The organism is Streptomyces sp. NBC_00083 (assembly GCF_026343295.1).
GTDB lineage: Bacteria > Actinomycetota > Actinomycetes > Streptomycetales > Streptomycetaceae > Streptomyces.
The window spans coordinates 303,551-325,300 of sequence record NZ_JAPELY010000005.1; the positions used below are offsets into that span (position 1 = coordinate 303,551).

The following is a 21,750-nucleotide window of genomic DNA, read 5'->3' on the forward strand; positions in this document are numbered from 1 at the left end:
GGGGATGGCCCTGTTCAAGCGCCGGCGTAACCGGCCGGCCGAGGCCGGCGGGGCCGCGGCCCTCGACGCGGCGGCGACGCCGTCCGCGTCGTCGGAGCCGTCTCCGTCGCCGTCACCCGCCCGGGGTGACGGCGGGTGGGCCGCCGCGCCCGCGATCCAGCGTGCCCTGGCCGCGCCCCGCCTCACGGCGGAGGCCGGCTTCGGCGCGACCCTCGCCGCGCACCAGGACCTCTCGGTCGTCCGCCCCCTCACGCACGCCGTGTCGCCCTCGGCGCCGCACGGCGTCCTCCACAACGCGGTGACCCCGGTCGCGGGCCGCCCCTCCGAACTGCCCCTTCCGCTGCTGCGCCTGCCGGTGGCGGGCCGCACGCCCGAGGCCCCGTCCGACGCGGACGCGGGTACCGGCACGGACTCCGGCCCCGCGTGGCCGGGCTCCGCGCCGCGGGCCTCACAGGGTGCGGGGCCGGGTGCCTCACAGGGTGCGGGGGCGGGTGCCGTACAGCGATCGGCCGCTCCCGCGAGCCCGGCGGCGAGCGGGCCGGGTCCGGTACGGGGTCCCGGGCCGGCCGCGGTGCAGCGCTCCGCGACGCCCGTGAGCCCGCCGGCCGGCGGTCCGGGTTCCGCGCCGGGTGCCGCGCCGGTTGCCGTACAGCGCTCGGCCGCACCCGCGGCCACACCGCCGCGCGCGGCGACCCCGAGTGCGGCAGCCCCGGAAGCCACCCCAACTCCCGCTGTCCAACGTGCTGTTGAGCCGCCGACGGCGCCCGGTACGGCTCCCGCGGCTCGGCGTTCCGCCGCGCCGCAGCAGGGCCCGGCGACCACCCCGGCCGTGCCGACCACCCCGGGCACGCCCGGCACGCCACCGGTCGCGCGGCGCACCGCCACGGCCCCGGACGCCACCGTCAACACCCCGGGTACGCCCGGACATCCGCCGACCGCACAGCGCTCCGCCACGCCGTCTCCGGCCGGCCCGGCGGGACCGGGAACGCCGCCCGCGGTGCAGCGATCGGCCGCCACCCCGTCGACGGGACCCGTCGCACCTCCTGCCGTGCAGCGGTCCGCCACCACGCCTCCGGCCGGCCCGGCGAGGCCGGGAACACCCCCCGCCGTGCGGCGATCGGCCACCGCCCCTTCGACCGGGCCCGCCACACCCCCTGCCGTGCAGCGGTCCGCCACCGCTCCGAACGCCCCGGCCGCCCCCGGCACCCCGCCCGTCGTCCAGCGGCCGACCACGCCTGCGGCCATCACCCCGGGCGCCCCCGGCACCCGGCCCGCCGTGCAGCGGCCCGCCGCGCCCAACCCCCCGGCCGCGCCCCGCACGGCCCCCGCGGTCCAGCGCTCCGCCACGCCTCGCCCCGCCGCGTCCAACACCCCTGCCACCAGTGGCACTTCGCCCGCCGTGCAGCGCTCCGCCGCGCCGTCGGCCGGGCCGGCGAACACCCCCGCCGGCCCCGGCACGCCGCCCGCCGCGCCCCCGGCCGGGCCCGGCACCGCCCAGGGCGCGCCCGGCACTTCGCCCGCGGTCCAGCGATCCGCCACGCCTGCGAACCGCCCGGCCAACACCGGCCCCGGGGCGCCGCCCGCCGCGCAGCGACCGGCCGCCCCTCCGGCCGGCCCGGCCGCGCCCGGCACGGGCCCCGCCGTGCAACGGTCGGCCACGCCCCCGAACCGCCCGGCCGACACCCCGGCCGGCCCCGGCACTCCGGCCGCCGTACAGCGGCCCGCCACGCCCCCGGCCGGCACGGCCCACACCCCGGCCCCGCCCGGCACGGGCCCCGCCGTCCAGCGGTCGGCCACGCCCCCGAACCGCCCGGCCGACACCCCGCCCGCCCCGGGCACCCCCGGCACGCCGCCCGTCGTGCGGCGGTCCGCGACGCCTCCGCGCGGCCCCGCCACCACCCCGGCCGCCCCCGGTGCGACGCCGCCCGGTCCGGCCGAGCGCCCCCGGACGTCCGCCGCGCCCGGCACCGCGCCGGGCAGCTCCGCCGCGACCCCGCCCGTGCAGCGATCGGCCGCGTCCTCCGACCGGCGCGACAGCCCGGCGCCTTCGGCGTCAACTCCGCCCGTGGAGCGGGCCATTGGGCGGGCGATCGAGCCGGTGAGCAACTCCGGTACGGAGCCGAGTCCCGCCGCCGCGCCCGACGTGCCGTCCGTGCAGCGCGCCGCCGCCCCCGCGCGGGGCCCGGCGAGCGCCACCCCCGCGCCGCCCACGCGGACCAGCCCCATCGGCGCCCCCATCCGGCGCGCCGCGACGGCCCCCGGCGGCCAGGCACCCCGCCAGGGCGAGGCGCCGCGAGCGGGCGGCAGTCCGGCCGCACCGGCCGCGTCCGGCTCGGCACCCTCAACTCCGGCTGTACAGCGCGCCGTTGCTTCCCCAGCCGAGGCTCATCAGGGTGCGCCCGGGGTCGCGCCGAGTGCCGCCGCGCCGTCGGCCGGCCCCGCGGGTCCCCGCTCGGCGGAAGCGCCCGGGGTCGCATCCGGGGCGGCTCCCGAGGTGCGGCGGGCCGCGGTCACCCCGCCGAGCCGGCCCGGTGCGGCGGCGCCTTCCGTGCCGGGTTCCGAGGGCGGCTCCGCGCTGCCGGTGCGCGGCACCCTCGGTGAGCGCGGTCCCGCGCAGCCGGGTCCCTCCGTACAGCGCGCGCTCGCGGAACCCACCCCGCCGACCGCCGGGCGTCCGCTGCCCGTTCAGCGGGCCGCCACTCCGCGCTCGCTCACGTCCGCGCCCCGTCCGGTGCGGCCCTCCTATCAGCTCGACCCCGTCGGCACGGTCCGGCCCGCGCCGGTGCGGGCGCCCGCCCCCGCGCCGGCCGTGCCCGTCGACATCCCGGCAGCACCGGCGCCGGCCCCCGCTCCGCCCGTCCAGCGCAAGCCCGTCGTGCGGCGGGTCAGCCGGGTGCAGAGCACCGCTCCGGACGCGCCCCGGCGCAGGCCGCTGATCGGCGCGCCCATCACCCCGGGTCCGGCGACCACACCCATGCCCGCCCCGGCCCCCGCGGCACCGGCCCCCGCCGCTGCCCCCGCCCCGGCACCGGCACCGGCACCCGCACCCGCACCCGCACCCGCCGTCCAGCGGGCCGCCGCGCCGCCCACCCCGCTGCGCAAGGTGCGCCTCCCCGGGCCCGCCCCGCTCCAGCGCATGGAGATCGCTGGGCCGCCGCTCGCCTCCGCCCGGCCGCTCACCACCCGGCACCAGGACACACCGGGCCCCGTGGGCGCCGCACCCGCGCCCGCGCCGCTCAGGCAGGCGGCGCCCGCCACCGACGACAGCCGTCCGGTGGTGCCGCTGCGCGGTCCCGCCGCGCCCCTCGGGATGGTGCAGCGCTCGGTGCAACGCGCCCCCGCACAGGACACGCCCCCCGTCGTCCCCGTACGCCGTGCGCACCCCCTGCCCGCCCCGACGCCGCCGCAGCCCGCGCCGGCGTTCGCCGCCCCCGTACAGCGGCAGGCGGACCCGCCGGCCGTGCGCACCGCCACCCAGACCTCCGCAGCGGCCACCGCGGCGGAACCCGCCGAGGAGCCCCAACAGCCCACCGATCTCGACGCGTTGGCACGGCGGCTCGTCGCGCCGCTCTCGCGTCTGCTCCGCGCCGAACTGCGCGGCGACCGCGAACGGATCGGGCGGCTGCGCGACCGCTGACCCGCACGACCTGCCCGTAACCACTCCCACCGACGGAAGACCACCCCATGCCCACCACCCTTGACCCCGGCTCCACCGTCTTCTTCAAGCTGACCATCGACGGCCAGAACCTCGGCCTGTTCAACGGCTGCGACGGTCTCGCCTCCGAGGTCGAGGTGGAACAGCGCCAGGAGGGCGGCAACAACGGGTTCGTGTGGCAGCTGCCCACCCGGGTCACGTTCTCCACGATCCGGCTGACCCGGCCGCTGACCGCCGACACCTCCAAGGTCGCCTCCTGGATCTCCTCGCTCGCCACCGGCATCACCCGGCCCACGGCGCAGATCGCGGCGCTGCGCGCCGACGGTTCGATCGTCGCGCAGTGGGGTCTGGTCGAGGTGCTTCCGGTGCGCTGGACGGGCCCGAGCCTGGATCCGGCGAGCCCGAGCGTGGCCACCGAGACCCTGGAGATCGCCCACCACGGCTTCACCGACGCGGGAGGTGCGTGAGCATGGCCGCTCCCGTCGGAGGCAAGGCCGCCAAGGGCCTCTCCCGTGCCACCCTCGCCATCCACCAGCCGCCCACCGACCTGGGCGGCTCCATGGGCGGAAAGCTCGGCGAGGTCAAGTTCCAGTTCAACCCGTCGCAGGTGCAGATGGGCCGGTCCGCCAACTGGATCACCATGCCCGCCGTCTCCTACAACCGGGGCGCGCCGCCGAAGTTCACCGGCGCGATGCCGGCCTCGCTCCAGCTGGAGGTGTTCCTCGACGCCTCGGGCACGCCCAGCTCCAACACCGTGCAGAGCCAGGTGGAGCTGCTGCTCTCGTGCTGCGAGGTGACCTCGCAGAGCATCAGCGCGAAGGCGCCGTCCCCGCCGTGGGTGGAGTTCAGCTGGGGTTCGTTCTCGACGGTCCAGTTCGTCGCGTACGTCACCAGTGTCAGCGCCAACTACACCCTGTTCAGCCCCAACGGCACTCCCCTGCGCGCCACCTGCAGCCTCGCGCTGACCGAGGTCGCCAGCGAGACCAAGCGCCAGAACCCCACATCGGGCGCCCTCTCGGCGCGCCGCGTGCACCGCACGGTCGCCGGGGACACCCTGGCCTCCCTCGCGTGGCGCGAGTACGGCGACGCCACCCAGTGGCGCGTCATCGCCGAGGCCAACGAGATCGACGATCCGATGCGGCTGCGCCCCGGCACCGAGCTGCTGCTGCCCGCGTCCTCGGAGGAAACCCCGTGACCGAGAAGACCTTCACCACCGTCCTGCACGTCCAGCTGGGCGGCACCGTACTCCCCGACCCCCTCGCGCTGCGGCTCGTCGAGGGCTGGGTGGACTCCTCGGTCAACGTGCCGGCCGCCTTCCAGCTCACGTTCAGCGACGGCGACAGCAAGATCACCAAGAAGTTCCCGATGCTGAAGATCGGGGCGAAGGTGATCATCAGCCCGTTCACCGACGGCAGGCGCGGCGAGCCGCTGATGACCGGCGAGGTCACCGGCCTGGAAGTGGACTCCGAGCCCGGCGTGGGCCGCCACCTGCTGGTGCGCGGCTACGACCCCGGTCACCGCCTGCTGCGCAACCGCCGCGTCGAGGGCTACCCGAACATGACGGCCTCCGACATCGTGCGCCGCGTCGCCGGACAGAACGGCCTCAAGATCGGCAAGATCGAGTCGACGTCCACGGTGTACGACCTGGCGACCCAGCCCAACATCACCGACTGGGACTTCCTGTCGCGGCTGGCCGCCGAGAACGACGTGCGCCTGTCCTTCGACAACATGGGCAAGCTCAACTTCGCGGGCCTCGACCCGGCTTCGGGCGCCCCCTCCGACACCACCCCGGCCGCGCAGAGCCCGTACGTCCTGGACTTCGGCGCGAACAACCTGCACAGCCGGGCCACGATGACGGCGGCCGGACAGGTCCGGAAGGTCAACGTGCGCGGCTGGGACATGCGCACCCGGCAGAAGCTCCAGTCGCCGCAGCCCGCGGTCAAGAGCAAGGACATCGACGCCGACATGACCCCGGGCCAGGTGACGCTGCCCTTCGGCGCCTCCGAACTCACCGCCACCCAGGTCCCGTACACCACCCTGTCCCAGGTCACGCACGCCGCGCAGGCCCTCGCCGACGACGTGACGGGCGCCTTCGCCGAGCTGGAGGTCGCCGTCACCGGCAACCCCGCGCTCACGCCGGGCACCCCCATCGCCGTCAAGGGCGCGGGCTTCCCCTTCGAGGGCAAGTACACCGCGACCGGCGTCCGTCACGTCTTCGCCTCCGGCGACCTGTACACGACCTGGCTGACCGTCTCGGGCCGCCAGTTCCGTTCGCTGTACGGGCTCGCCGCGGGCGGCACCGACCAGGCGCCCCCGATGCCGGGCGTCGCGGTCGCGCTCGTCACCAACACCAAGGACCCGCTGCGCATGGGCCGGGTCAGGCTGTCGTTCCCGTGGCTGTCCGCCACGTACGAGAGCGACTGGTGCCGGGTCGCCCAGTTCGGCGGCCGCGACGGCGGCGGGCTGCTGCTGCCCGAGGTCAACGACGAGGTGCTGTGCGCCTTCGACCGCGGCTCCCTGGAGCACCCGTACGTCATCGCGGGGCTCTACAACGGCGTCGACAAGCACACCCGCGAACCCGACAACTACCCGGCCGTCGACCCGACGAGCGGGCAGATCAACTGGCGCTCCCTGACCGGCCGCAGCGGGCACACCGTCGAGATCCTCGAAGAGGGCGGCGCCGCGCGGATGTCGAGCGGCATCCGGCTGCGCACCGGCAAGGGCCGGCTGCACATCCAGATGAACGAGGCGCAGACCTCGATCACCATCAACAGCAACGGCAGCGTCGAGATCAAGGGCAACCGGTCCGTCGACATCGATGCGGGCGCCGACCTGTCCCTGAAGGCCGGCGGAATGATCAACATGAGGGCGGGCGGCGCCATCGAGATCGGCGCGGGTATGGGCGTCAACATCGACGCGGGGGGCGAGTTCACCGCGAAGGCCGGTGGCGAGGCGTCCGTCCTCGCGGGCGGCGTGGTGACGGTGGACGCGCTGGGCGAAGTGGTCCTCAACGCGGTCGCCAACACCACGATCAACGGCGGCACCGTCATCCTGAACGGTCTGGGTGGCCTGCTCCTGAACACCCCCGCGGGCATGCCGCTGGCCAACGGCATGCCGGTCCTCTAGGAGAGTCGAGATGAGCGAACATTTCGTCGGGGCCGGCTGGGCCTTCCCGATGCGCACCGAGCCGGGCGGCGGCATCGCCCTGGCCCGGCGCGACCGCGAGATCGAGGAGTCCATGCGTCTGGTCCTCGCGACGGCGCCGGGCGAGCGGCCGATGCGCCCCGAATTCGGCTGTGCCGTCCACGACTTGGTGTTCGCGCCCGTCAACGACGCCACCGCCGGGCGCATCCGCTACGAGGTGCGCACCTCGCTGGACCGCTGGGAGCCCCGGATCGAGGTCGAGGACGTCACGGTGACTCCGGCGCCCGACGAGCCGACCGTGCTCCACATCGACGTGCGCTACTCGGTGCGGGGCACCAACAACCCGCGCAGCCTCGTCTTCCCCTTCTATGTGATTCCCTCCGAGGGCGGCGACGAGCCAGGCCCGACGGCCGGCGAAAGCGAACGACACTGATGGCCCTGCCCGCACCCCACCTCGACGACCGCCGCTTCCAGCAGTTCGTCGACGACGCCAAGCGCTACATCCAGCAGCGCTGCCCGGAATGGAGCGACCACAACGTCTCCGACCCGGGTGTCACCCTGATCGAGGCCGTCGCGCACATGGCCGACCAGGTCGTGTACCGCCTCAACCGCGTGCCCGAGAAGAACCAGCTGGCCTTCCTCGACCTGCTGGGCGTCACCCTGTTCCCGCCGTCGGCGGCGCGCGCGGCGGTGACGTTCTGGCTCTCGGCGCCGCAGCCGGAGCCGGTCGTGCTGCCCCGGGGCACCGAGGTCGCCACCGGCCGCACCGAGACCGAGGAGGCGGTGGTCTTCGCCTCCGAGGACGATCTGACGATCGTGCCGTGCAGCCTCTCCCACGTGCTGCGCCAGCCCGCCGCGTCCAAGCCGGAGGACTGCTCGCAGGACGTGCTCGGCGGCACCGACGTGTCGGTGTTCAGCTCCGGCCCGCTCCCCGGCGACGTGCTGCTCTTCGGCCTGTCGGCGGCGCTGCCGCACTGCACCGCCGCGCTGCGCCTGGAGAGCCGCGTCGACGGTGTCGGCGTCGACCCGCGCCAGCCCCCGCTGGTGTGGGAGGCGTGGACGGCCGACGGCTGGAGCGAGTGCGAGGTCGCCGAGGACTCCACCGGCGGCCTCAACCGCCCCGGTGAGGTCATCCTGCACATGCCGGCCGCGCACGCCGTCTCCCGGATGGGCGGTCTCGACGCGGGCTGGCTGCGCTGCCGGGTCGTGGAGGCCGCGCCCGGCCAGCCGTTCTACAGCGTCTCGCCGACCGTGCGCGGCGCCTCCGCCTTCACCATCGGCGGCACCACCCGCGTCTCGCACGCGGAGTCGGTGCGCGACGAGTCGCTCGGCGACTCCGAGGGCGTACCCGGACAGCGGCTCATGCTCGTGCACGCGCCCGTCGTCGGCGGCGTACGCCTGGAGATCTCGGCGGGCGAGGGCTGGGAGGAGTGGGAGATGGTGGGCGACTTCGCCTCCTCGGCCCCCTTCGACCGGCACTTCACCCTGGACGCGGCCACCGGCGAGATAGCCTTCGGCCCCGCCGTGCGCCAACCCGACGGCACCGTCCGGCAGTTCGGCGCCGTCCCCATCAAGGGCGCCGCCATCCGCGCCTCCCGCTACGGCACCGGCGGCGGCCGCTCCGGCAATGTGGCCCGCGGCGCCATCCAGGTGCTGCGCAGCTCCATCCCGTACATCTCCCGCGTGGAGAACCGGGAGGCCGCGCGCGGCGGCGTCGACGGCGAGACCGTCGAGGAGGCCAAGACGCGGGCGCCGATCGCGCTGCGCGCCCAGGAACGCGCCGTGACCGCACGCGACTACGAGGAGCTGGCCCGGCGTGCCGCCCCCGAGACCGCGCGCATCGCCTGCCTCGCGGCGGACGACGTCGAATCGGGCGACAACGCGGTCCGTGTCCTCGTCGTCCCGCAGGCCGTGCCCGACCGGGGCGGCCGGCTGCGCTTCGAGCAACTGGTGCCCGGCGACGAGCTGTTGGGGCGGGTCACCTCGTTCCTCGACGAGCGCCGCCCGCTCGGCACCCGCCTCGCGGTGGGCCCGCCGTTCTACCAGGGCGTCACCGTGGTGGCGACGCTGCACTCGTTCCGCGCCGCCAAGGCGGACTACGTACGCGACGAGGCGCTCAACGCGCTGTACTCCTACCTGGACCCGCTGACCGGCGGCGCCCACGGCACGGGCTGGCCCTTCGGCCGGCCACTGCGCGCGGGCGAGATCTTCGCGGCGCTCCAGCGCGTCCCGGGCGTCGAGCTGGTCGACGAGGTCCTGCTGCACCCGGCGGACCCGCTGACCGGGCGCAGGGGCGACGCGACGGACCGCATCGAGCTGTCCCCCTCGGCGCTCCTGTTCCCCTTCGACCACCGTGTCCGTGTCATCGAGGCCCGATGAGCGCGCGCGGCTCCGTCGACGACCTGGCGTCCTCCCATCCGCTGGGCACCCAGCTGCCCGCGGTGTACGCGGACGACGACTTCGCGCAGCGGTTCGTCGAGGGCCTCGACGTGGTGCTGGCCCCGCTGTTCAACGTGCTCGACTGCCTGGAGGCCTACTTCGACCCGGCGCTCGCGCCCGAGGACTTCGTGGACTGGCTCACCAGCTGGGTGGGCACGGAACTCGACGGCACCGAAACCCTTGAGCTGCGCCGGCACGCCGTGGCCACCGCGGTCTCGCTGCACCGGGTGCGGGGCACCGCGCTCGGCCTGTCCCGCGCCGTCGAGCAGGCCTTCGGGGTGCGCCCCGAGATCACCGAGAGCGGCGGGGCGTCCTGGTCGGCCCGCCCGCTCGGCCCGTTCCCCGGCGAGACCCGGGCCTCGCTCCGGGTGACCCTCACCGTCGCCGACCCGTCCACCGTCGACCCCTACCGCCTCCAGGCGGTGGTGGCGGCGGCCCGCCCCGCGCACCTCCCTTTCACGGCCGAGGTATCCGCCGGCACGACCTCCACTCCCGAAGGGAACTGACCTCTCATGTCCACCCCGGCCATGGTCCCCTGCCCCGACTGCGGCACCCCGGCCCGCGCCACCGGCCAGTCGTTCTGCGACTCCTGCGGAGCCTTCCTGCGCTGGACGGCCCCGGCGGGCGGCCGACCGGCCCCGTCCGCGGCCGACAAGGCCCCGCCGGCGACCGGGTCCGCATCCGAGTCCGCGCCCGCGCCCGCCGATGAGCCGGACCACCACCCCGAGCCCGCCCGCGAACACAGCGGGCGGAGCATCGCTCCGGACGCCCCCACACCGCCCGCCGGCACCCCCGTCTTCGTGCCGGACCCGGCCGGACCGGCGCAGCCGGCGGCCCCGGCGGGCCGGCCGGACGCGGTGACCGTGCCGACCCCGGCCGTGTCCGACGAGGCCCACGACACCACCCCGGTGCCCGAGGTGCGCACGACGTCGGCCTCGGAGGCCGCCAGGGCCCTGCTCGTCCCCGTGGAGGAGGCGTCGGCGAGCCGGCCCCGCGAGGCCCCCGGCACCGTCCTGCCCGGACGTCCGGAAGCGGCCCGCCCCCAGGTGCGCCCCTCGGCGCCCGCCCCCGCACCGGAGAACGGCGCCCCCTGCCCGGCCTGCTCCACCCCCAACCACCAGCACCGCACGTTCTGCCGGAGCTGCGCCACCCCGCTCGGCCCGCGCCGCCAGGACAACGCGACGGGCCCGTACGCCGGTCAGCGCCCGCCGCTGCACCGGGACAGGAAGCGCTGGATCGCACGGGCCCTGGTGGCGCTGGTCGTGGTGGGCCTGATCGTGGGCGGCGTCTTCGGCGGGCCGCCGGCGGCCCGCGCGGTGCAGGACCACTTCGCCAAGCGCGTGGCCGTCCACCCGACCTCGTGGACGGCGTCCCACTGGGACCCGAAGCACGCCCCGGGCCTCGCGGGCGACAGCTACTCCAACACCTGGTGGGGCTCGGGGTACGCGGGTGACGCCCAGGGCACCTACCTGGAGGCCACGTTCGGCCAGCCCACCGACCTGCTGGCGCTGCTGATCACCCCGGGCACCTCGAAGCGTGCGGGCCAGCAGTCGGAGCAGGCCAGGCCCCAGGAGTTCGACCTGGTGGTGACCGACACCAGCGGCAAGCAGCACGTCTCGCACCGGTCGATCAACGACGGCGGTGTCCAGCGCATCGACGTCCGCGTCCGCGACGCGGCCTCGGTCCGCATCATCCTGCGCTCGGCCTTCGGCACGGCCAAGGACAAGCAGGTGGCCATCGCGGAGGTGGAGTTCTTCGCCCGCTCGAAGAACTGACCCCGCCGGCCCCGCGCCCCCTGCCCCCTCCGCCGGGGCCAGGGGGCGTCGGCGTACGGACGCCGCCGCACGGAGCGCCTGAACACTTCAACCGGCTTGCCTCTCAACCGGGTTGACCGGCTACCGTGCAGCCGCATGAATGACGCGGACGCATGGCTGGACGCCACCCGGACCTCCTACGACACGGTCGCCGAGAACTACGCCGACCAATTGCGCGGGGCCCTCGCCGGGGAGCCGTATCTGCGGGCGGTGCTCGCGCTGTTCGCGGAGCTAGTGCGGGCCGCCGGGGGCGGGGCCGTCGCGGATGCGGGGTGCGGGCCGGGCCATGTCACGGCCCATCTCGCCGCGTTGGGGCTCGACGCGTTCGGGGTCGATCTCTCGCCCGGCATGATCCGCGTCGCCCGGCGCGACCACCCGGGGCTCCGCTTCGAGGTGGGCTCCATGACGGAGCTTCCCCTCGCGGACGCGTCCGTCGCCGCGGTACTGGCCTTCTGGTCGCTGATCCACATCCCCGACGAGGCGATCCCCACGGTCTTCGCCGAGTTCCACCGGGTGACACCGCCGGGCGCCCCGCTGCTGCTCGGCTTCCACCTCGGCGACGGGACCCGCCTCAAGACCCAGGGCTACGGCGGCCACCCGATGCAGGTCCACATCCATCTGCGCCGACCGGACCGGGTCACGGCGTGGCTGCGGGACGCCGGCTTCACGGTCGAGGCCGAGTTCCTGCTCGATCTGGACGAACGCCGACCGGGGGCCGTCCTGTTCGCGCGCCGGGGGCTCTAGGGCTGCTGCCCGATGTCGCGCCGGCCGTCCCCGGTCCCCCGGTCTCAGGTCCCGCTCAACCGGTCCAGGGCGGCCCGGCTCTCCTCGTCCGCCGCGCTGAAGAGCAGCAGCCGCTGATCCGGGTCGTGCAGCGGGGCCAGCACCTCGGCGGCGAGGGTCAGCGTGCCCGCCTCGGGGTGGTGCATCACCTTGTGGCCCCGGCCGCCGACCGCGATGTCCCGCTCGGCCCACACACGGGCGAACTCGGCTTCGCCCGCCCGGAGTTCGGCGATGAGACCGGTCAGGACCCGGTCCTCGGGGTGGGCCGCCCAGGCGGCCCGCAGGTGAGCGACCCCGTCCCGCAGGACCCGCTCCCGGTCCGCGTACCGCGCCCGGACCTCCGGGTGCGCCAGACAGAGCCACACCACGTTGCGCCGCGCGGGAGGCAGGGCGCCGAAGTCCAGGAACAGCGCGGCCATTTCGTCGTTCCAGGCCAGGATGTCGTAGCGGTGGTTCAGGAGCATGGCCGGCCGGGGCGACAGGTCGCGCACCAGCTGGGCCAGGGGCGGCGCCGCCGTGGTGGCGGGCGCGTCCGGGGTGCGGGGGCGCCGCTGGGCCAGGCCGAAGAGGTAGGCGCGCTCGACGGGCGGCAGGCGCAGGGCACGGGCGAGGGCCTCCAGTACGTCCGCCGACGGCCTGAGCCCGCGCCCCTGTTCGAGGCGTACGACGTAGTCGACGCTGACCCCGGCCAGTTCGGCGACCTCTTCTCGGCGCAGTCCCGGGGTCCGCCGGGTCCCCCGGCGCGCGGGCAGGCCCAGGGCGCCCGGGTCGAGTCGTTCGCGCCGGGCGCGCAGGAACACGGCCAGCTCCTGTGTCGCGTCCACGGCCACTGTCGTCATGACCGTCCCAACAGCCTGGGTGGGAAGGCTGTTCCCAGGATCGTCCTTCCCTTATCCCGGGCACGGCCGGGCCGCAGGGTTGTCCTCGACGACGGATCGACCCGCGAACGGCCCCCCGGGGACCGCAGGAGGACACCATGCACCAGGGCACCCTGCCCCGCACCCTCGACACCTACCGCCTGCTGGGCCGCTCCGGCCTGCGGGTCTCGCCCCTGGCGCTCGGCGCCGCCACCTTCGGCACCGAGTGGGGCTGGGGAGCCGACGAGGAGGAGTCGCGCCGCCTGTTCGACCTGTACGTCGAGCGCGGCGGCAACTTCGTCGACACCGCGAGCACCTACACCGACGGCAGCTCGGAGCGGCTGCTCGGGGCGTTCTCCCGGCACCGCCGCGAGAGTCTGGTGCTCGCGACGAAGTACACGACCCTGCGCACCCCGGGCGACCCCAACTCCGGCGGCCCGCACCGCAAGAACCTCTTCGCGTCGGTGGAGTCCAGCCTGCGCCGCCTCCAGACGGACTACCTCGACCTGCTCTATCTGCACGTGTGGGACTTCACCACCCCGGTCGAGGAGGTCCTGCGCGGCCTGGACGACCTGGTACGGCAGGGCAAGGTCCTGTACGTGGCGATGTCCAACGTCCCGGCGTGGCAGGTGGCGCGGATGCAGGCCGTCGCCGAACTGCGCGGCTGGTCACCGCTGGTGGCGCTCCAGATCGAGTACAGCCTGATCGAGCGCACCGGGGAGCGCGACCTGATCCCGATGGCCCGCGAGATGGGGCTCGGTGTGGTCCCGTACTCCCCGCTGGGCGGCGGGCTGCTCACCGGCAAGTACGGCCGCGCCGACCTGGCCGACCCGGACCCCGGGCCGGGCGGGAGCACCCGCGGGCGCCACAACGCGGCGCTCGGCATGCTGACCGAGCGCAACCTCGCCATCGCCGACACCCTGCGCGAGGTCGCCGCCGAGCTCGGCCGCACACCCGCCCAGGTCGGCCTCGCCTGGACGTTGCACAACCCGGCCGTGACGGCTCCCGTCATCGGGGCCCGCACCACCGCGCAGCTGGCGGACAACCTGGGCGCCCTCGACGTCGAGCTGGAGGACACGCATCTGGCCCGCCTCGACGCGGCCGGAGCCATCGAACCCGGCCTGCCGCACGCCCTGCTCGCCGGTGAACCCATGCGCAGGGCGACGCGGGGCGAGCTCACGATCCAGCCGCGCGCCTGAGCACGGGCGCGGGGCCCGCCCGGAACGCTTCGACCCCCCGAGCCGTGGCCCGGGGGGTCGAAGACAGGCGGCGTCAACTGCCGTGCGGCGCGGCCTACTTGTCGGCGACCGGCTTGCGCAGGGCGATGTTCAGCTCGCGCAGACGCGACTCGTCGAGCTCGGTCGGCGCGCCCATCATCAGGTCCTGCGCGTTGCCGTTCAGCGGGAACGCGATGGTCTCGCGGATGTTCGGCTCGTCCGCGAGGAGCATCACGATGCGGTCGACGCCCGGCGCGATGCCACCGTGCGGCGGGGCGCCGAGACGGAACGCGCGCAGCATGCCCGCGAACTCGTGCTCCACCGTCTCGCGGTCGTAGCCCGCGATCTCGAACGCCTTCAGCATCAGCTCGGGCTCGTGGTTGCGGATCGCGCCGGAGGACAGCTCGATGCCGTTGCAGACGATGTCGTACTGCCAGGCCAGGATGTCCAGCGGGTCCTTCTCCTCCAGGTCGGCGAGGCCGCCCTGGGGCATGGAGAACGGGTTGTGCGAGAAGTCGATCTTCCCGGTCTCCTCGTCCTTCTCGTACATCGGGAAGTCGACGATCCAGCAGAACCGGAAGACGCCCTCCTCGAAGTGCCCGGCGCGCTTGGCGGCCTCGACGCGGACACCCGACATGATCTTGGAGACCTCGTCGAACTCGCCGGCGCCGAAGAACACCGCGTGCCCGGCGGCGAGGCCGAGGCGCTCGGTGAGGACCTTGACGTTCTCGTCGGTGAGGAACTTCGCGATCGGGCCGGACAGCGAGCCGTCCTCGCCGACCCGCACCCAGGCCAGGCCCTGCGCGCCGAGCGAGACGGCGTACTCGCCGAGCCCGTCGAAGAACTTGCGGGACTGCCCGGCCACGTCCGGCACCGGAAGGGCACGCACGTGCTTGCCGGCGAACGCCTTGAACTCCGAGCCCTCGAACACGTCGGTGATGTCGGCGAGTTCGAGCTTGGCGCGCAGGTCGGGCTTGTCGTTGCCGTACTTCAGCATCGACTCGCGGAACGGGATCCGCGGGAAGGGCGAGGTGACGTGACGGCCGCCGCCGAACTCCTCGAACAGCTCGGTCATGAGCTTCTCGATGGGCTGGAAGACGTCCTCCTGCTCGACGAAGCTCATCTCGACGTCGAGCTGGTAGAACTCGCCCGGCGAGCGGTCCGCGCGGGCGTCCTCGTCGCGGAAGCAGGGCGCGATCTGGAAGTACCGGTCGAAGCCGGAGATCATGAGCAGCTGCTTGAACTGCTGCGGGGCCTGCGGAAGCGCGTAGAACTTGCCGGGGTTCAGACGGGACGGCACGACGAAGTCGCGGGCGCCCTCCGGGGAGGTCGCCGTCAGGATCGGGGTGGCCATCTCGTTGAAGCCGAGCGCGACCATCTTCGAGCGGATCGAGGCGATCACGGCGCTGCGCAGCATGATGTTGCGGTGCATGCGCTCGCGGCGCAGGTCGAGGAAGCGGTACTCCAGGCGCCGCTCCTCGTTGACGCCGTCCTCGGCGTTGATCGTGAAGGGCAGCGGGTTCGCGGTGCCGAGCACCTCGACCTCGCCGACCTCGATCTCGATCTCGCCGGTCGCCAGCTCGCCGTTCACGTTCTCGGCGCCGCGCGAGACGACCTTGCCGTCGACGCGGACGACGGTCTCCTTGGACAGCTTGTCCAGGGCCTCGGCGCCGGCCGTGCCGGGGCGGGCGACCAGCTGCGTGATGCCGTAGTGGTCCCGCAGGTCGATGAAGAGAATGCCGCCCAGGTCTCGGCGATTGTGCAGCCAGCCGCTCAGCCGGACGTCGCCGCCGACGTCGGAGGCGCGGAGCTCGCCGCAGGTGTGGGACCGGTACCGGTGCATCATTCATCCAATTCTTCGCGAACCGTGGCCGCGACTCTTCGCGAGATTCTTCGCGAGACAGGCGGGAATCAACCAGTCCAGGTTACCGCCCGGTGCGAACCCCCCTCGCAGAGCGACCGGCCCGGCCGCGCGGGCGACGTACCGCGCCCGCGCCCCGCACCTCGGCACCAACGCGCCCCCGCGCCGCGGCCGCCTCGGTGGCGATGCGCCCCGGGATCTTCTTAAATAGGGGCAATGCGCACAGAGGACGTCCTGGCCGCTATCGCGACTGGCCTGTGGCGCTGGGACAACGCCTCCGGGACGGTCACCCTCGACGCCGAGGCCGCCCGGCTCCTGGGGCTGCCCGCGCGGCCCGCCACGCTCACCGAGGCGGCCGCACGGTCCCGCTTCCACCCGGTCGACTGGAACGAGGTCGACGGCATCGTGCACCTCGCCCTCGCCGAGGGCACCCTCGCCGAGGTCCGGCTGCGGATCATGGATGAGCACGGCCACGTCCTGCGGACCGTGCGCAGCCGCTCCAAGCCCGTACTCAACGGCAGCAGCTACCTGCTCATCGGCACCATCCAGGAGGTCGCCGAGCCCCAGCCCGGCACCACCGCAGCGCACCCCTCCATCACCGGCGACTGGCGGCGTTCGCGCGAGGCGTTCCTGCTCGACGCGGGCCGCGCGCTCGCCGAGGCGCGCTCCACGTCGGAGGTGCTGCGGGTCGCGGCCTCGCTCTCCATGCCGGGGTTCTCGCCGGACGGGCTCGCCGTGTTCGGGGTGGCCGGCGAGCGGCTGACGATCATCGGGCACCACGGGCACAACCCGGGGGACGACGGCCCGTTCACGGACATGGCGCTCGACACCGACTATCCGGCCGCCGACGTCGTGCGCAACGGGCGGGCGATCTATCTGCCGAGCCCGCAGGAGTACCGGCGCCGCTTCCCCGCCACCTGGCCGATGGCCCAGCGCTTCGACCGGCAGTCGTGGGCGTTCGTCCCGCTGATCGTGGCGGGGCGCACGATCGGCGCGTGGATGGCGGCGTTCAAGCACCCGGTGGCGTTCACGCCCGACGAGCGCTCGGTGCTCACCACGGTGGCCCGCATGCTGGCGCAGGCCCTGGCCAGGGCGGGCGAGGCGGAGAACGAGCGCGAGTTCTCGCTCGGCCTGCAGCGCTCCATGATGCCGACGCTCGGCCCGGAGATCCCCGGCATGACGGTCGCCGCCCGCTATGTGCCGACCGGCGGCGGCCTCCAGGTCGGCGGCGACTGGTACGACATGATCCCGCTGCCCGGCGGCTCCAGCACGGACGGCGGAGGCGGGCGCTTCGCGCTGGTCATCGGCGATGTGCAGGGGCACGACGTGCGGGCGGCCGGGCTGATGGGCCAGCTGCGGATCGCGCTGCGGGCGTACGCGAGCGAGGGCCACAGCCCCGACGCGGTCCTCTCCCGCGCCTCCCGCTTCCTGTACGGCATCACCGAGTCGTACGGGCTTCCCGAGCCCACGGGCGACGGACACGACGGCTACACCGACAACGCGCCGCGCTTCGCGACGTGCCTGTACATCGAGGTCGACCCGGCCACCGGCACCCTCGACATCGCCCGCGCGGGCCACCCCGACCCGGTGATCCGCACCGCCGACGGCACCGCCCTGATCCGCCCGACCGCGGGCGGCCTCCCCCTCGGCATCGAGGCGGACTCCGACTACCCGACGACCCGGCTGGTCCTCGACTCCGACGAGACCATCATGATCTGCACGGACGGTCTGATCGAGACCGGCGGGCACGACATGGCGAGCGGCTGGACGCGGCTGCGGCCGGTCCTCGAACTGCACACCGGAGACAGTCTGGAGCAGCTCGCCGACGAGCTGGTCCAGGCCGTGCACGGGCCCTCCTCGCACCACACGACGGGCCCGCTCGTGGACCGCCGCGAGGACGACATCGCGCTGCTCCTGCTGCGCCGCAACGATGTCGCCGCCCCGCTGGGCACCACGCCGCCCGAGGTGGTCCGGCGCACCGCCCTGACCGTGGCCCAGGCCGAACCGCAGCAGATCGCGGGCGCCCGCAGACAGCTGCGCGAGCTGCTGCACGACTGGGCGGACGAGGAGCAGGTCGACTCGGCGGTCCTGATGATCTCCGAGATGATCACCAACGTCCTGGTCCACACCGACGGCGACGCCCTGCTCGTGGCCGAGGCGCGAGGCCCCCTGGGCACCCGCCGCCTGCGCGTGGAGGTCGCCGACGCCAGCGACGAACTCCCCCACCGCCGCCGCCCCGGCGAGATGGCCTCCAGCGGCCGGGGCCTGATCCTGATGGAGATGCTGGCGGACGCGTGGGGGGTCGACCCGCGGGGCGACGGCAAGTCGATCTGGTTCGAGCTCTACGAGTCGGGACCGGCCGGGGCGGACAACCCGGCGGCCTGACCGCCCCCGGGCCCCTCACCGGGCGGGCCGTCCCCGGGCCCCCTGCGGGCCGCGCCCCCGGCGCCGGGGCCCGGCTGCCCGTCGCCGCCCCCGTACCGCTTGCGCACCTCCCCCAGCACCCCGAACGCCGCCGCCGCCACCGGGACCGCGAGCAGCATGCCGACCAGTCCGGCGACGTCGGCGCCCGCGGTCAGGGCGATCATGATCATCGCGGGGTGCATCTGGACGGTGCGGCTCTGGATGACCGGTTGCAGGATGTGCCCTTCGAGCTGCTGCACCGCGAGGACGATCCCGAGGGTCCACAGCGCGGTGCCGAACCCCCGGTCGGCGAGTGCCACGAGCACCGCCACCGCGCCGGAGACGAAGGCACCCAGATAGGGGATGTACGCCCCGATGAAGACCAGCGCGCCGAGGCCGATCGCGCCGGGCACGCCGAGGATCAGCAGGCCGACCGTGATGCAGACGGCGTCGATGAGGGCGATGAGCGTGGTGCCCCGCATGAACCCCTCGACCGCCTCGAAGGCGCGCCGCGCCATCGCCTCCACGGTGTCGCCCGCGCCGCGCGGAGCGACCGCGTGGGCCAGGCCCACCGCCCGGTCGGAGTCCTTCAGGAAGAAGAAGGTCAGCAGCAGCGCGAGCACGCTGGTCGCGATGAGCGTGCCGAGCAGACTGAGCCCCTGGAGCACCCCGCCGGCCGCGCTCGCCCCGAACTTCGACAGCAGCTTCTTGGCGTTGTCGGCGATGTTGGTGACGCCGTCGCCGCCGGCCACCCCGAAATGGTCGGCCACCCACTGCCCGGCCTGCTTCAGCGAGGCGAGGATCTGGTCCCCGGTGTCGAGGAGCGCGCTCACCACGACGTACCCGGCGCCGCCGACCACCGCCACCAGCGCGACGCAGGTGAGCCCGGCGGCGAGCGAGCGCCGCAGCCCGAGCCGGATCAGCCACCGGTGTACGGGCCCGAGCAGCGCGGTACCGAGCAGGGCGAGCAGCACGGGTGTCACGGCCGTCTTGAACACCGCGCACAGCCAGACCCCCACCCCCACGACCCCGGCGACGAGCAGCACGACGCCGCACCAGGCGGCGATCCGGCGGGCGGCTTCGGGCAGCAGATGCCTGGACGTCTCCACCCCGCCAGCCGACCACCCCCGGCCCCGGTCCGCCTCCCGGGCGGGCCACCCGAGTGACGCCCCGTCAGCCGCGGCCGATTCCGGCGGCTCCGCAATCGGCGTGCTGGACAAGGGAGTTGACCCCTACCATCGATCCCGTCGATCGATCCCAGGACGAATACGGGGGTGCGGGGCATGGGCGCGGAGGATCTGGTCCAGAGCGCGGGTACGACGGTCGTGGCGCTCATGGCCACGGACGCCTGGCAGACGACGCGCGCGGGGATCGTCGCGCTGTGGCGCCGGGTGCGTCCGGTGCAGGCCGACGAGATCGAGCTGGCGCTGGGGGAGACGCGCGAGGAGCTCCTCGCGGCGCGGCGCAACGGGGACGAGGACAGCGTCCACGACCTGGAGCGCGACTGGTGGCGCCGGGTGACCCGGCTGCTCGCCGCCGACCCCGACGCCGCCCACGACCTGGCCGCCCTCCTCGCCGAGGCCCGCGCCTCCCTGCCCCCCGAGGCCCGCCCCGACCTCCCCCCGGTCCACCTCCAGGCCCGAGCGTCGGGCAACGCCCACATCTACCAGGCAGGCCGCGACCAGCACATCGGACGCCGGGGGCGCGGCGATTGACGCATGACGACGCGCCCGGGGGCCGCCGGTCGACCGACAGCCCCCGGGCGAAGCCGAGTTGGTGACACGCGCCTCGCGAGCGTTACGCCGCGGGCCCGCCCTCCGTCATCCCGTGTACCGCCGGGATCGTGCCCAGGCGGCCCTTCTGGAAGTCGTCGAAGGCCTGCTCCAGTTCGGCTCGGGTGTTCATGACGAACGGGCCGTAGTGCGCCATCGGTTCGCGGATCGGGCGGCCGCCGAGGAGGACGACCTCCAGGTCGGGGGCGTTGGCGTCCTGCTTCTCGTCCGCGCGGACGGTCAGCGAGCCGCCCTCGCCGAACACCGCGGTCTGCCCCGTGTGCACGGGCCGCCGCTCCGCGCCGACCGAGCCGCGCCCGGCCAGGACGTACGCGAGGCCGTTGAAGTCCTCGCGCCAGGGGAGCGTGACGGACGCGCCCGGCCGCAGCGTGGCGTGCACCATCGTGATCGGGGTGTGGGTGATCCCGGGGCCGTCGTGGCCGTCGAGCGAGCCCGCGATCACGCGCAGCAGCGCGCCACCGTCCGGCGAGGTCAGCAGCTGCACCGAGCCGCTGCGGATGTCCTGGTAGCGCGGGGCCATCATCTTGTCCCGGGCCGGCAGGTTCACCCAGAGCTGGAGCCCGTGGAAGAGCCCGCCCGACACCACGAGCGCCTCCGGCGGCGCCTCGATGTGCAGCAGCCCGGAGCCCGCGGTCATCCACTGCGTGTCACCGTTGGTGATCGTTCCGCCACCGCCGTTGGAGTCCTGGTGGTCGAAGATCCCGTCGATGATGTACGTGACGGTCTCGAACCCGCGGTGCGGGTGCCACGGGGTGCCCTTGGGCTCGCCCGGCGCGTACTCCACCTCGCCCATCTGGTCCATCATGATGAACGGGTCGAGGTACTTGTAGTTGATCCCGGCGAACGCGCGGCGCACCGGGAACCCCTCCCCCTCGAACCCCTGCGGAGCGGTGGTCACGGCGAGGACCGGCCGCGCCGACGCACCCTCCGACACGGTCACGCGCGGCAGGGTCAGCGGGTTTTCGACGGTCACAGCAGGCATGGGACGGCCCTCCTTGCGGGGATGCTCTACGTTCAAAGTAGTTGAATGCTGAACATCCTGCAAGGCGCGGTTCATTCCCGGGGCGCTCCGGGCGGGACCGGCGGTGGGTCCCGGACACACCTCGGGCCCGCGTCCCGGGGGAGGGACACGGGCCCGAAGCCGTACGGAATCGGCGCGCCCGGCTAGCCGTACATGCGCCGCATCGCGAAGTCGACCATCTGCTCCACGGCCTTCGCGTCGAACACCATCCGGTGGTCGCCCTCCATGTCGAGCACGAAGCCGTACCCGGTCGGCAGGAGGTCGATCACCTCGGCGCCGGTGATCACGAAGTACTTGGACTCCTTGCCGGCGTACCGGCGCAGCTCCTTCAGCGACGTGAACATCGGGATCACCGGCTGCTGGGTGTTGTGCAGCGCCAGGAACCCCGGGTTGTCGCCGCGCGGGCAGTACACCCGGGCCCCCGCGAAGATCTGCTGGAAGTCCTCGGCCGAGAGCGAGCCGGTCGTGAAGGCCCGCACCGCGTCGGCGAGCGAGGGCGGCGACGGCTCCGGGTACAGCGGCTGCTCGCCGTACCCGCCCTGCATCTGCTGCTGGGGCGGGGCGTACTGCTGCTGTGCGCCCGGGTTCTGGTCGTAGCCGTACATGGCCCCCAGCCTACCGAGGCGGCCCCCCGGCGAACACCTCCTCCCGGGCCCCGAACCCGGAGGAGGAAGGGGAAGAGGAACCGCGGAAGGAAGGGGAAGGAAGGGGAAGGAAGGGGAACGGTCACTTCCGGATCGCGGGAGTTTCTCTGCCTGACACG

17 protein-coding genes are annotated in these 21,750 nt (G+C 74.5%); 12 read left to right on the top strand and 5 right to left on the bottom strand.

The window, feature by feature from the left end:
- The first annotated feature begins 4 nt into the window (after nt 1-4).
- The 9 genes from OOJ98_RS34010 (at nt 5) to OOJ98_RS34050 (ending at nt 11,796) form a co-directional block, all read left to right on the top strand.
- The gene (locus tag OOJ98_RS34010) at nt 5-3,637 is read left to right on the top strand and encodes a hypothetical protein (RefSeq protein WP_267058992.1); all 3,633 of its coding nucleotides are present in this window, start codon (nt 5-7) and stop codon (nt 3,635-3,637) included.
- 47 nt (nt 3,638-3,684) lie between these two features.
- Complete coding sequence (locus tag OOJ98_RS34015) at nt 3,685-4,122, top strand: phage tail protein (RefSeq protein WP_267058993.1); 438 nt, start codon at nt 3,685-3,687, stop codon at nt 4,120-4,122.
- A 2-nt stretch (nt 4,123-4,124) separates the two neighbouring features.
- Nucleotides 4,125-4,850, top strand: coding sequence for a LysM peptidoglycan-binding domain-containing protein (locus OOJ98_RS34020; protein ID WP_267058994.1), 726 nt, complete (start codon nt 4,125-4,127; stop codon nt 4,848-4,850).
- Nucleotides 4,847-6,781 carry a VgrG-related protein gene (locus OOJ98_RS34025; RefSeq protein ID WP_267058995.1) on the top strand — a complete coding sequence of 645 codons (1,935 nt, stop codon included), beginning with the start codon at nt 4,847-4,849 and terminating at the stop codon, nt 6,779-6,781. The genes OOJ98_RS34020 and OOJ98_RS34025 overlap by 4 nt, the downstream gene beginning before the upstream one ends.
- 10 nt (nt 6,782-6,791) lie before the next feature.
- On the top strand, nt 6,792-7,232 hold the full coding sequence (locus OOJ98_RS34030) for a GPW/gp25 family protein (RefSeq protein WP_120722519.1): 441 nt from the start codon (nt 6,792-6,794) through the stop codon (nt 7,230-7,232).
- Nucleotides 7,232-9,178 carry a putative baseplate assembly protein gene (locus OOJ98_RS34035; protein ID WP_267058996.1) on the top strand — a complete coding sequence of 649 codons (1,947 nt, stop codon included), beginning with the start codon at nt 7,232-7,234 and terminating at the stop codon, nt 9,176-9,178. Before OOJ98_RS34030 ends, OOJ98_RS34035 begins: the two co-directional genes overlap by 1 nt.
- On the top strand, nt 9,175-9,744 hold the full coding sequence (locus OOJ98_RS34040; RefSeq protein WP_267058997.1) for a phage tail protein: 570 nt from the start codon (nt 9,175-9,177) through the stop codon (nt 9,742-9,744). The genes OOJ98_RS34035 and OOJ98_RS34040 overlap by 4 nt, the downstream gene beginning before the upstream one ends.
- Nucleotides 9,745-9,750: 6 nt before the next feature.
- Nucleotides 9,751-11,013: a zinc ribbon domain-containing protein gene (locus tag OOJ98_RS34045; protein WP_267058998.1), complete on the top strand. Its 1,263-nt coding sequence runs from the start codon at nt 9,751-9,753 to the stop codon at nt 11,011-11,013.
- A 135-nt stretch (nt 11,014-11,148) separates the two neighbouring features.
- On the top strand, nt 11,149-11,796 hold the full coding sequence (locus tag OOJ98_RS34050) for a class I SAM-dependent methyltransferase (RefSeq protein WP_267058999.1): 648 nt from the start codon (nt 11,149-11,151) through the stop codon (nt 11,794-11,796).
- A 44-nt stretch (nt 11,797-11,840) separates the two neighbouring features.
- Here the strand turns inward: OOJ98_RS34050 and OOJ98_RS34055 are convergent, their stop codons facing one another.
- Nucleotides 11,841-12,674 carry a helix-turn-helix domain-containing protein gene (locus OOJ98_RS34055; RefSeq protein ID WP_267059000.1) on the bottom strand — a complete coding sequence of 278 codons (834 nt, stop codon included), beginning with the start codon at nt 12,672-12,674 and terminating at the stop codon, nt 11,841-11,843.
- Between the two features lie 152 nt (nt 12,675-12,826).
- Between OOJ98_RS34055 and OOJ98_RS34060 the strand changes: the two genes are divergently transcribed.
- A complete protein-coding gene (locus tag OOJ98_RS34060) occupies nt 12,827-13,891 on the top strand; it encodes an aldo/keto reductase (RefSeq protein ID WP_267059099.1) in 1,065 nt (354 codons plus the stop codon).
- A 94-nt stretch (nt 13,892-13,985) separates the two neighbouring features.
- Here OOJ98_RS34060 and aspS read toward each other — a convergent pair whose 3' ends face one another.
- Nucleotides 13,986-15,752: an aspartate--tRNA ligase gene (gene aspS / locus OOJ98_RS34065; RefSeq protein ID WP_267059101.1), complete on the bottom strand. Its 1,767-nt coding sequence runs from the start codon at nt 15,750-15,752 to the stop codon at nt 13,986-13,988.
- Between the two features lie 234 nt (nt 15,753-15,986).
- Here aspS and OOJ98_RS34070 point away from each other — a divergent pair, with 234 nt between their 5' ends.
- Nucleotides 15,987-18,155: a SpoIIE family protein phosphatase gene (locus OOJ98_RS34070; RefSeq protein ID WP_267059001.1), complete on the top strand. Its 2,169-nt coding sequence runs from the start codon at nt 15,987-15,989 to the stop codon at nt 18,153-18,155.
- Here the strand turns inward: OOJ98_RS34070 and OOJ98_RS34075 are convergent.
- Nucleotides 18,113-19,282 (bottom strand): AI-2E family transporter, encoded by a 1,170-nt coding sequence (locus OOJ98_RS34075; protein ID WP_267059002.1) that lies wholly within the window; start codon nt 19,280-19,282, stop codon nt 18,113-18,115. The genes OOJ98_RS34070 and OOJ98_RS34075 overlap by 43 nt on opposite strands.
- 174 nt (nt 19,283-19,456) lie before the next feature.
- Between OOJ98_RS34075 and OOJ98_RS34080 the strand changes: the two genes are divergently transcribed.
- Complete coding sequence (locus tag OOJ98_RS34080; protein ID WP_267059003.1) at nt 19,457-19,888, top strand: hypothetical protein; 432 nt, start codon at nt 19,457-19,459, stop codon at nt 19,886-19,888.
- 82 nt (nt 19,889-19,970) lie between these two features.
- Here OOJ98_RS34080 and OOJ98_RS34085 read toward each other — a convergent pair whose 3' ends face one another.
- Both OOJ98_RS34085 and OOJ98_RS34090 read right to left on the bottom strand, forming a co-directional pair.
- Nucleotides 19,971-20,948, bottom strand: a complete 978-nt coding sequence (locus OOJ98_RS34085) for a pirin family protein (protein ID WP_267059004.1) — start codon at nt 20,946-20,948, stop codon at nt 19,971-19,973.
- A 182-nt stretch (nt 20,949-21,130) separates the two neighbouring features.
- Nucleotides 21,131-21,592, bottom strand: a complete 462-nt coding sequence (locus tag OOJ98_RS34090; protein WP_100575483.1) for an SseB family protein — start codon at nt 21,590-21,592, stop codon at nt 21,131-21,133.
- Between the last annotated feature and the right edge of the window lie 158 nt (nt 21,593-21,750).

Bases quoted from the DNA above. Each gene is read 5' to 3' on its own strand.
- OOJ98_RS34010 (WP_267058992.1), top strand. From the start codon at position 5: ATGGCCCTGTTCAAGCGCCGGCGTAACCGGCCGGCCGAGGCCGGCGGG.
- OOJ98_RS34050 (WP_267058999.1), top strand. From the start codon at position 11,149: ATGAATGACGCGGACGCATGGCTGGACGCCACCCGGACCTCCTACGAC.
- aspS (WP_267059101.1), bottom strand. From the start codon at position 15,752: ATGCACCGGTACCGGTCCCACACCTGCGGCGAGCTCCGCGCCTCCGAC.
- OOJ98_RS34070 (WP_267059001.1), top strand. From the start codon at position 15,987: ATGCGCACAGAGGACGTCCTGGCCGCTATCGCGACTGGCCTGTGGCGC.
- OOJ98_RS34015 (WP_267058993.1), top strand. From the start codon at position 3,685: ATGCCCACCACCCTTGACCCCGGCTCCACCGTCTTCTTCAAGCTGACC.
- OOJ98_RS34030 (WP_120722519.1), top strand. From the start codon at position 6,792: ATGAGCGAACATTTCGTCGGGGCCGGCTGGGCCTTCCCGATGCGCACC.
- OOJ98_RS34090 (WP_100575483.1), bottom strand. From the start codon at position 21,592: ATGTACGGCTACGACCAGAACCCGGGCGCACAGCAGCAGTACGCCCCG.
- OOJ98_RS34035 (WP_267058996.1), top strand. From the start codon at position 7,232: ATGGCCCTGCCCGCACCCCACCTCGACGACCGCCGCTTCCAGCAGTTC.
- OOJ98_RS34040 (WP_267058997.1), top strand. From the start codon at position 9,175: ATGAGCGCGCGCGGCTCCGTCGACGACCTGGCGTCCTCCCATCCGCTG.
- OOJ98_RS34020 (WP_267058994.1), top strand. From the start codon at position 4,125: ATGGCCGCTCCCGTCGGAGGCAAGGCCGCCAAGGGCCTCTCCCGTGCC.
- OOJ98_RS34080 (WP_267059003.1), top strand. From the start codon at position 19,457: ATGGGCGCGGAGGATCTGGTCCAGAGCGCGGGTACGACGGTCGTGGCG.
- OOJ98_RS34045 (WP_267058998.1), top strand. From the start codon at position 9,751: ATGTCCACCCCGGCCATGGTCCCCTGCCCCGACTGCGGCACCCCGGCC.
- OOJ98_RS34055 (WP_267059000.1), bottom strand. From the start codon at position 12,674: ATGACGACAGTGGCCGTGGACGCGACACAGGAGCTGGCCGTGTTCCTG.
- OOJ98_RS34085 (WP_267059004.1), bottom strand. From the start codon at position 20,948: ATGCCTGCTGTGACCGTCGAAAACCCGCTGACCCTGCCGCGCGTGACC.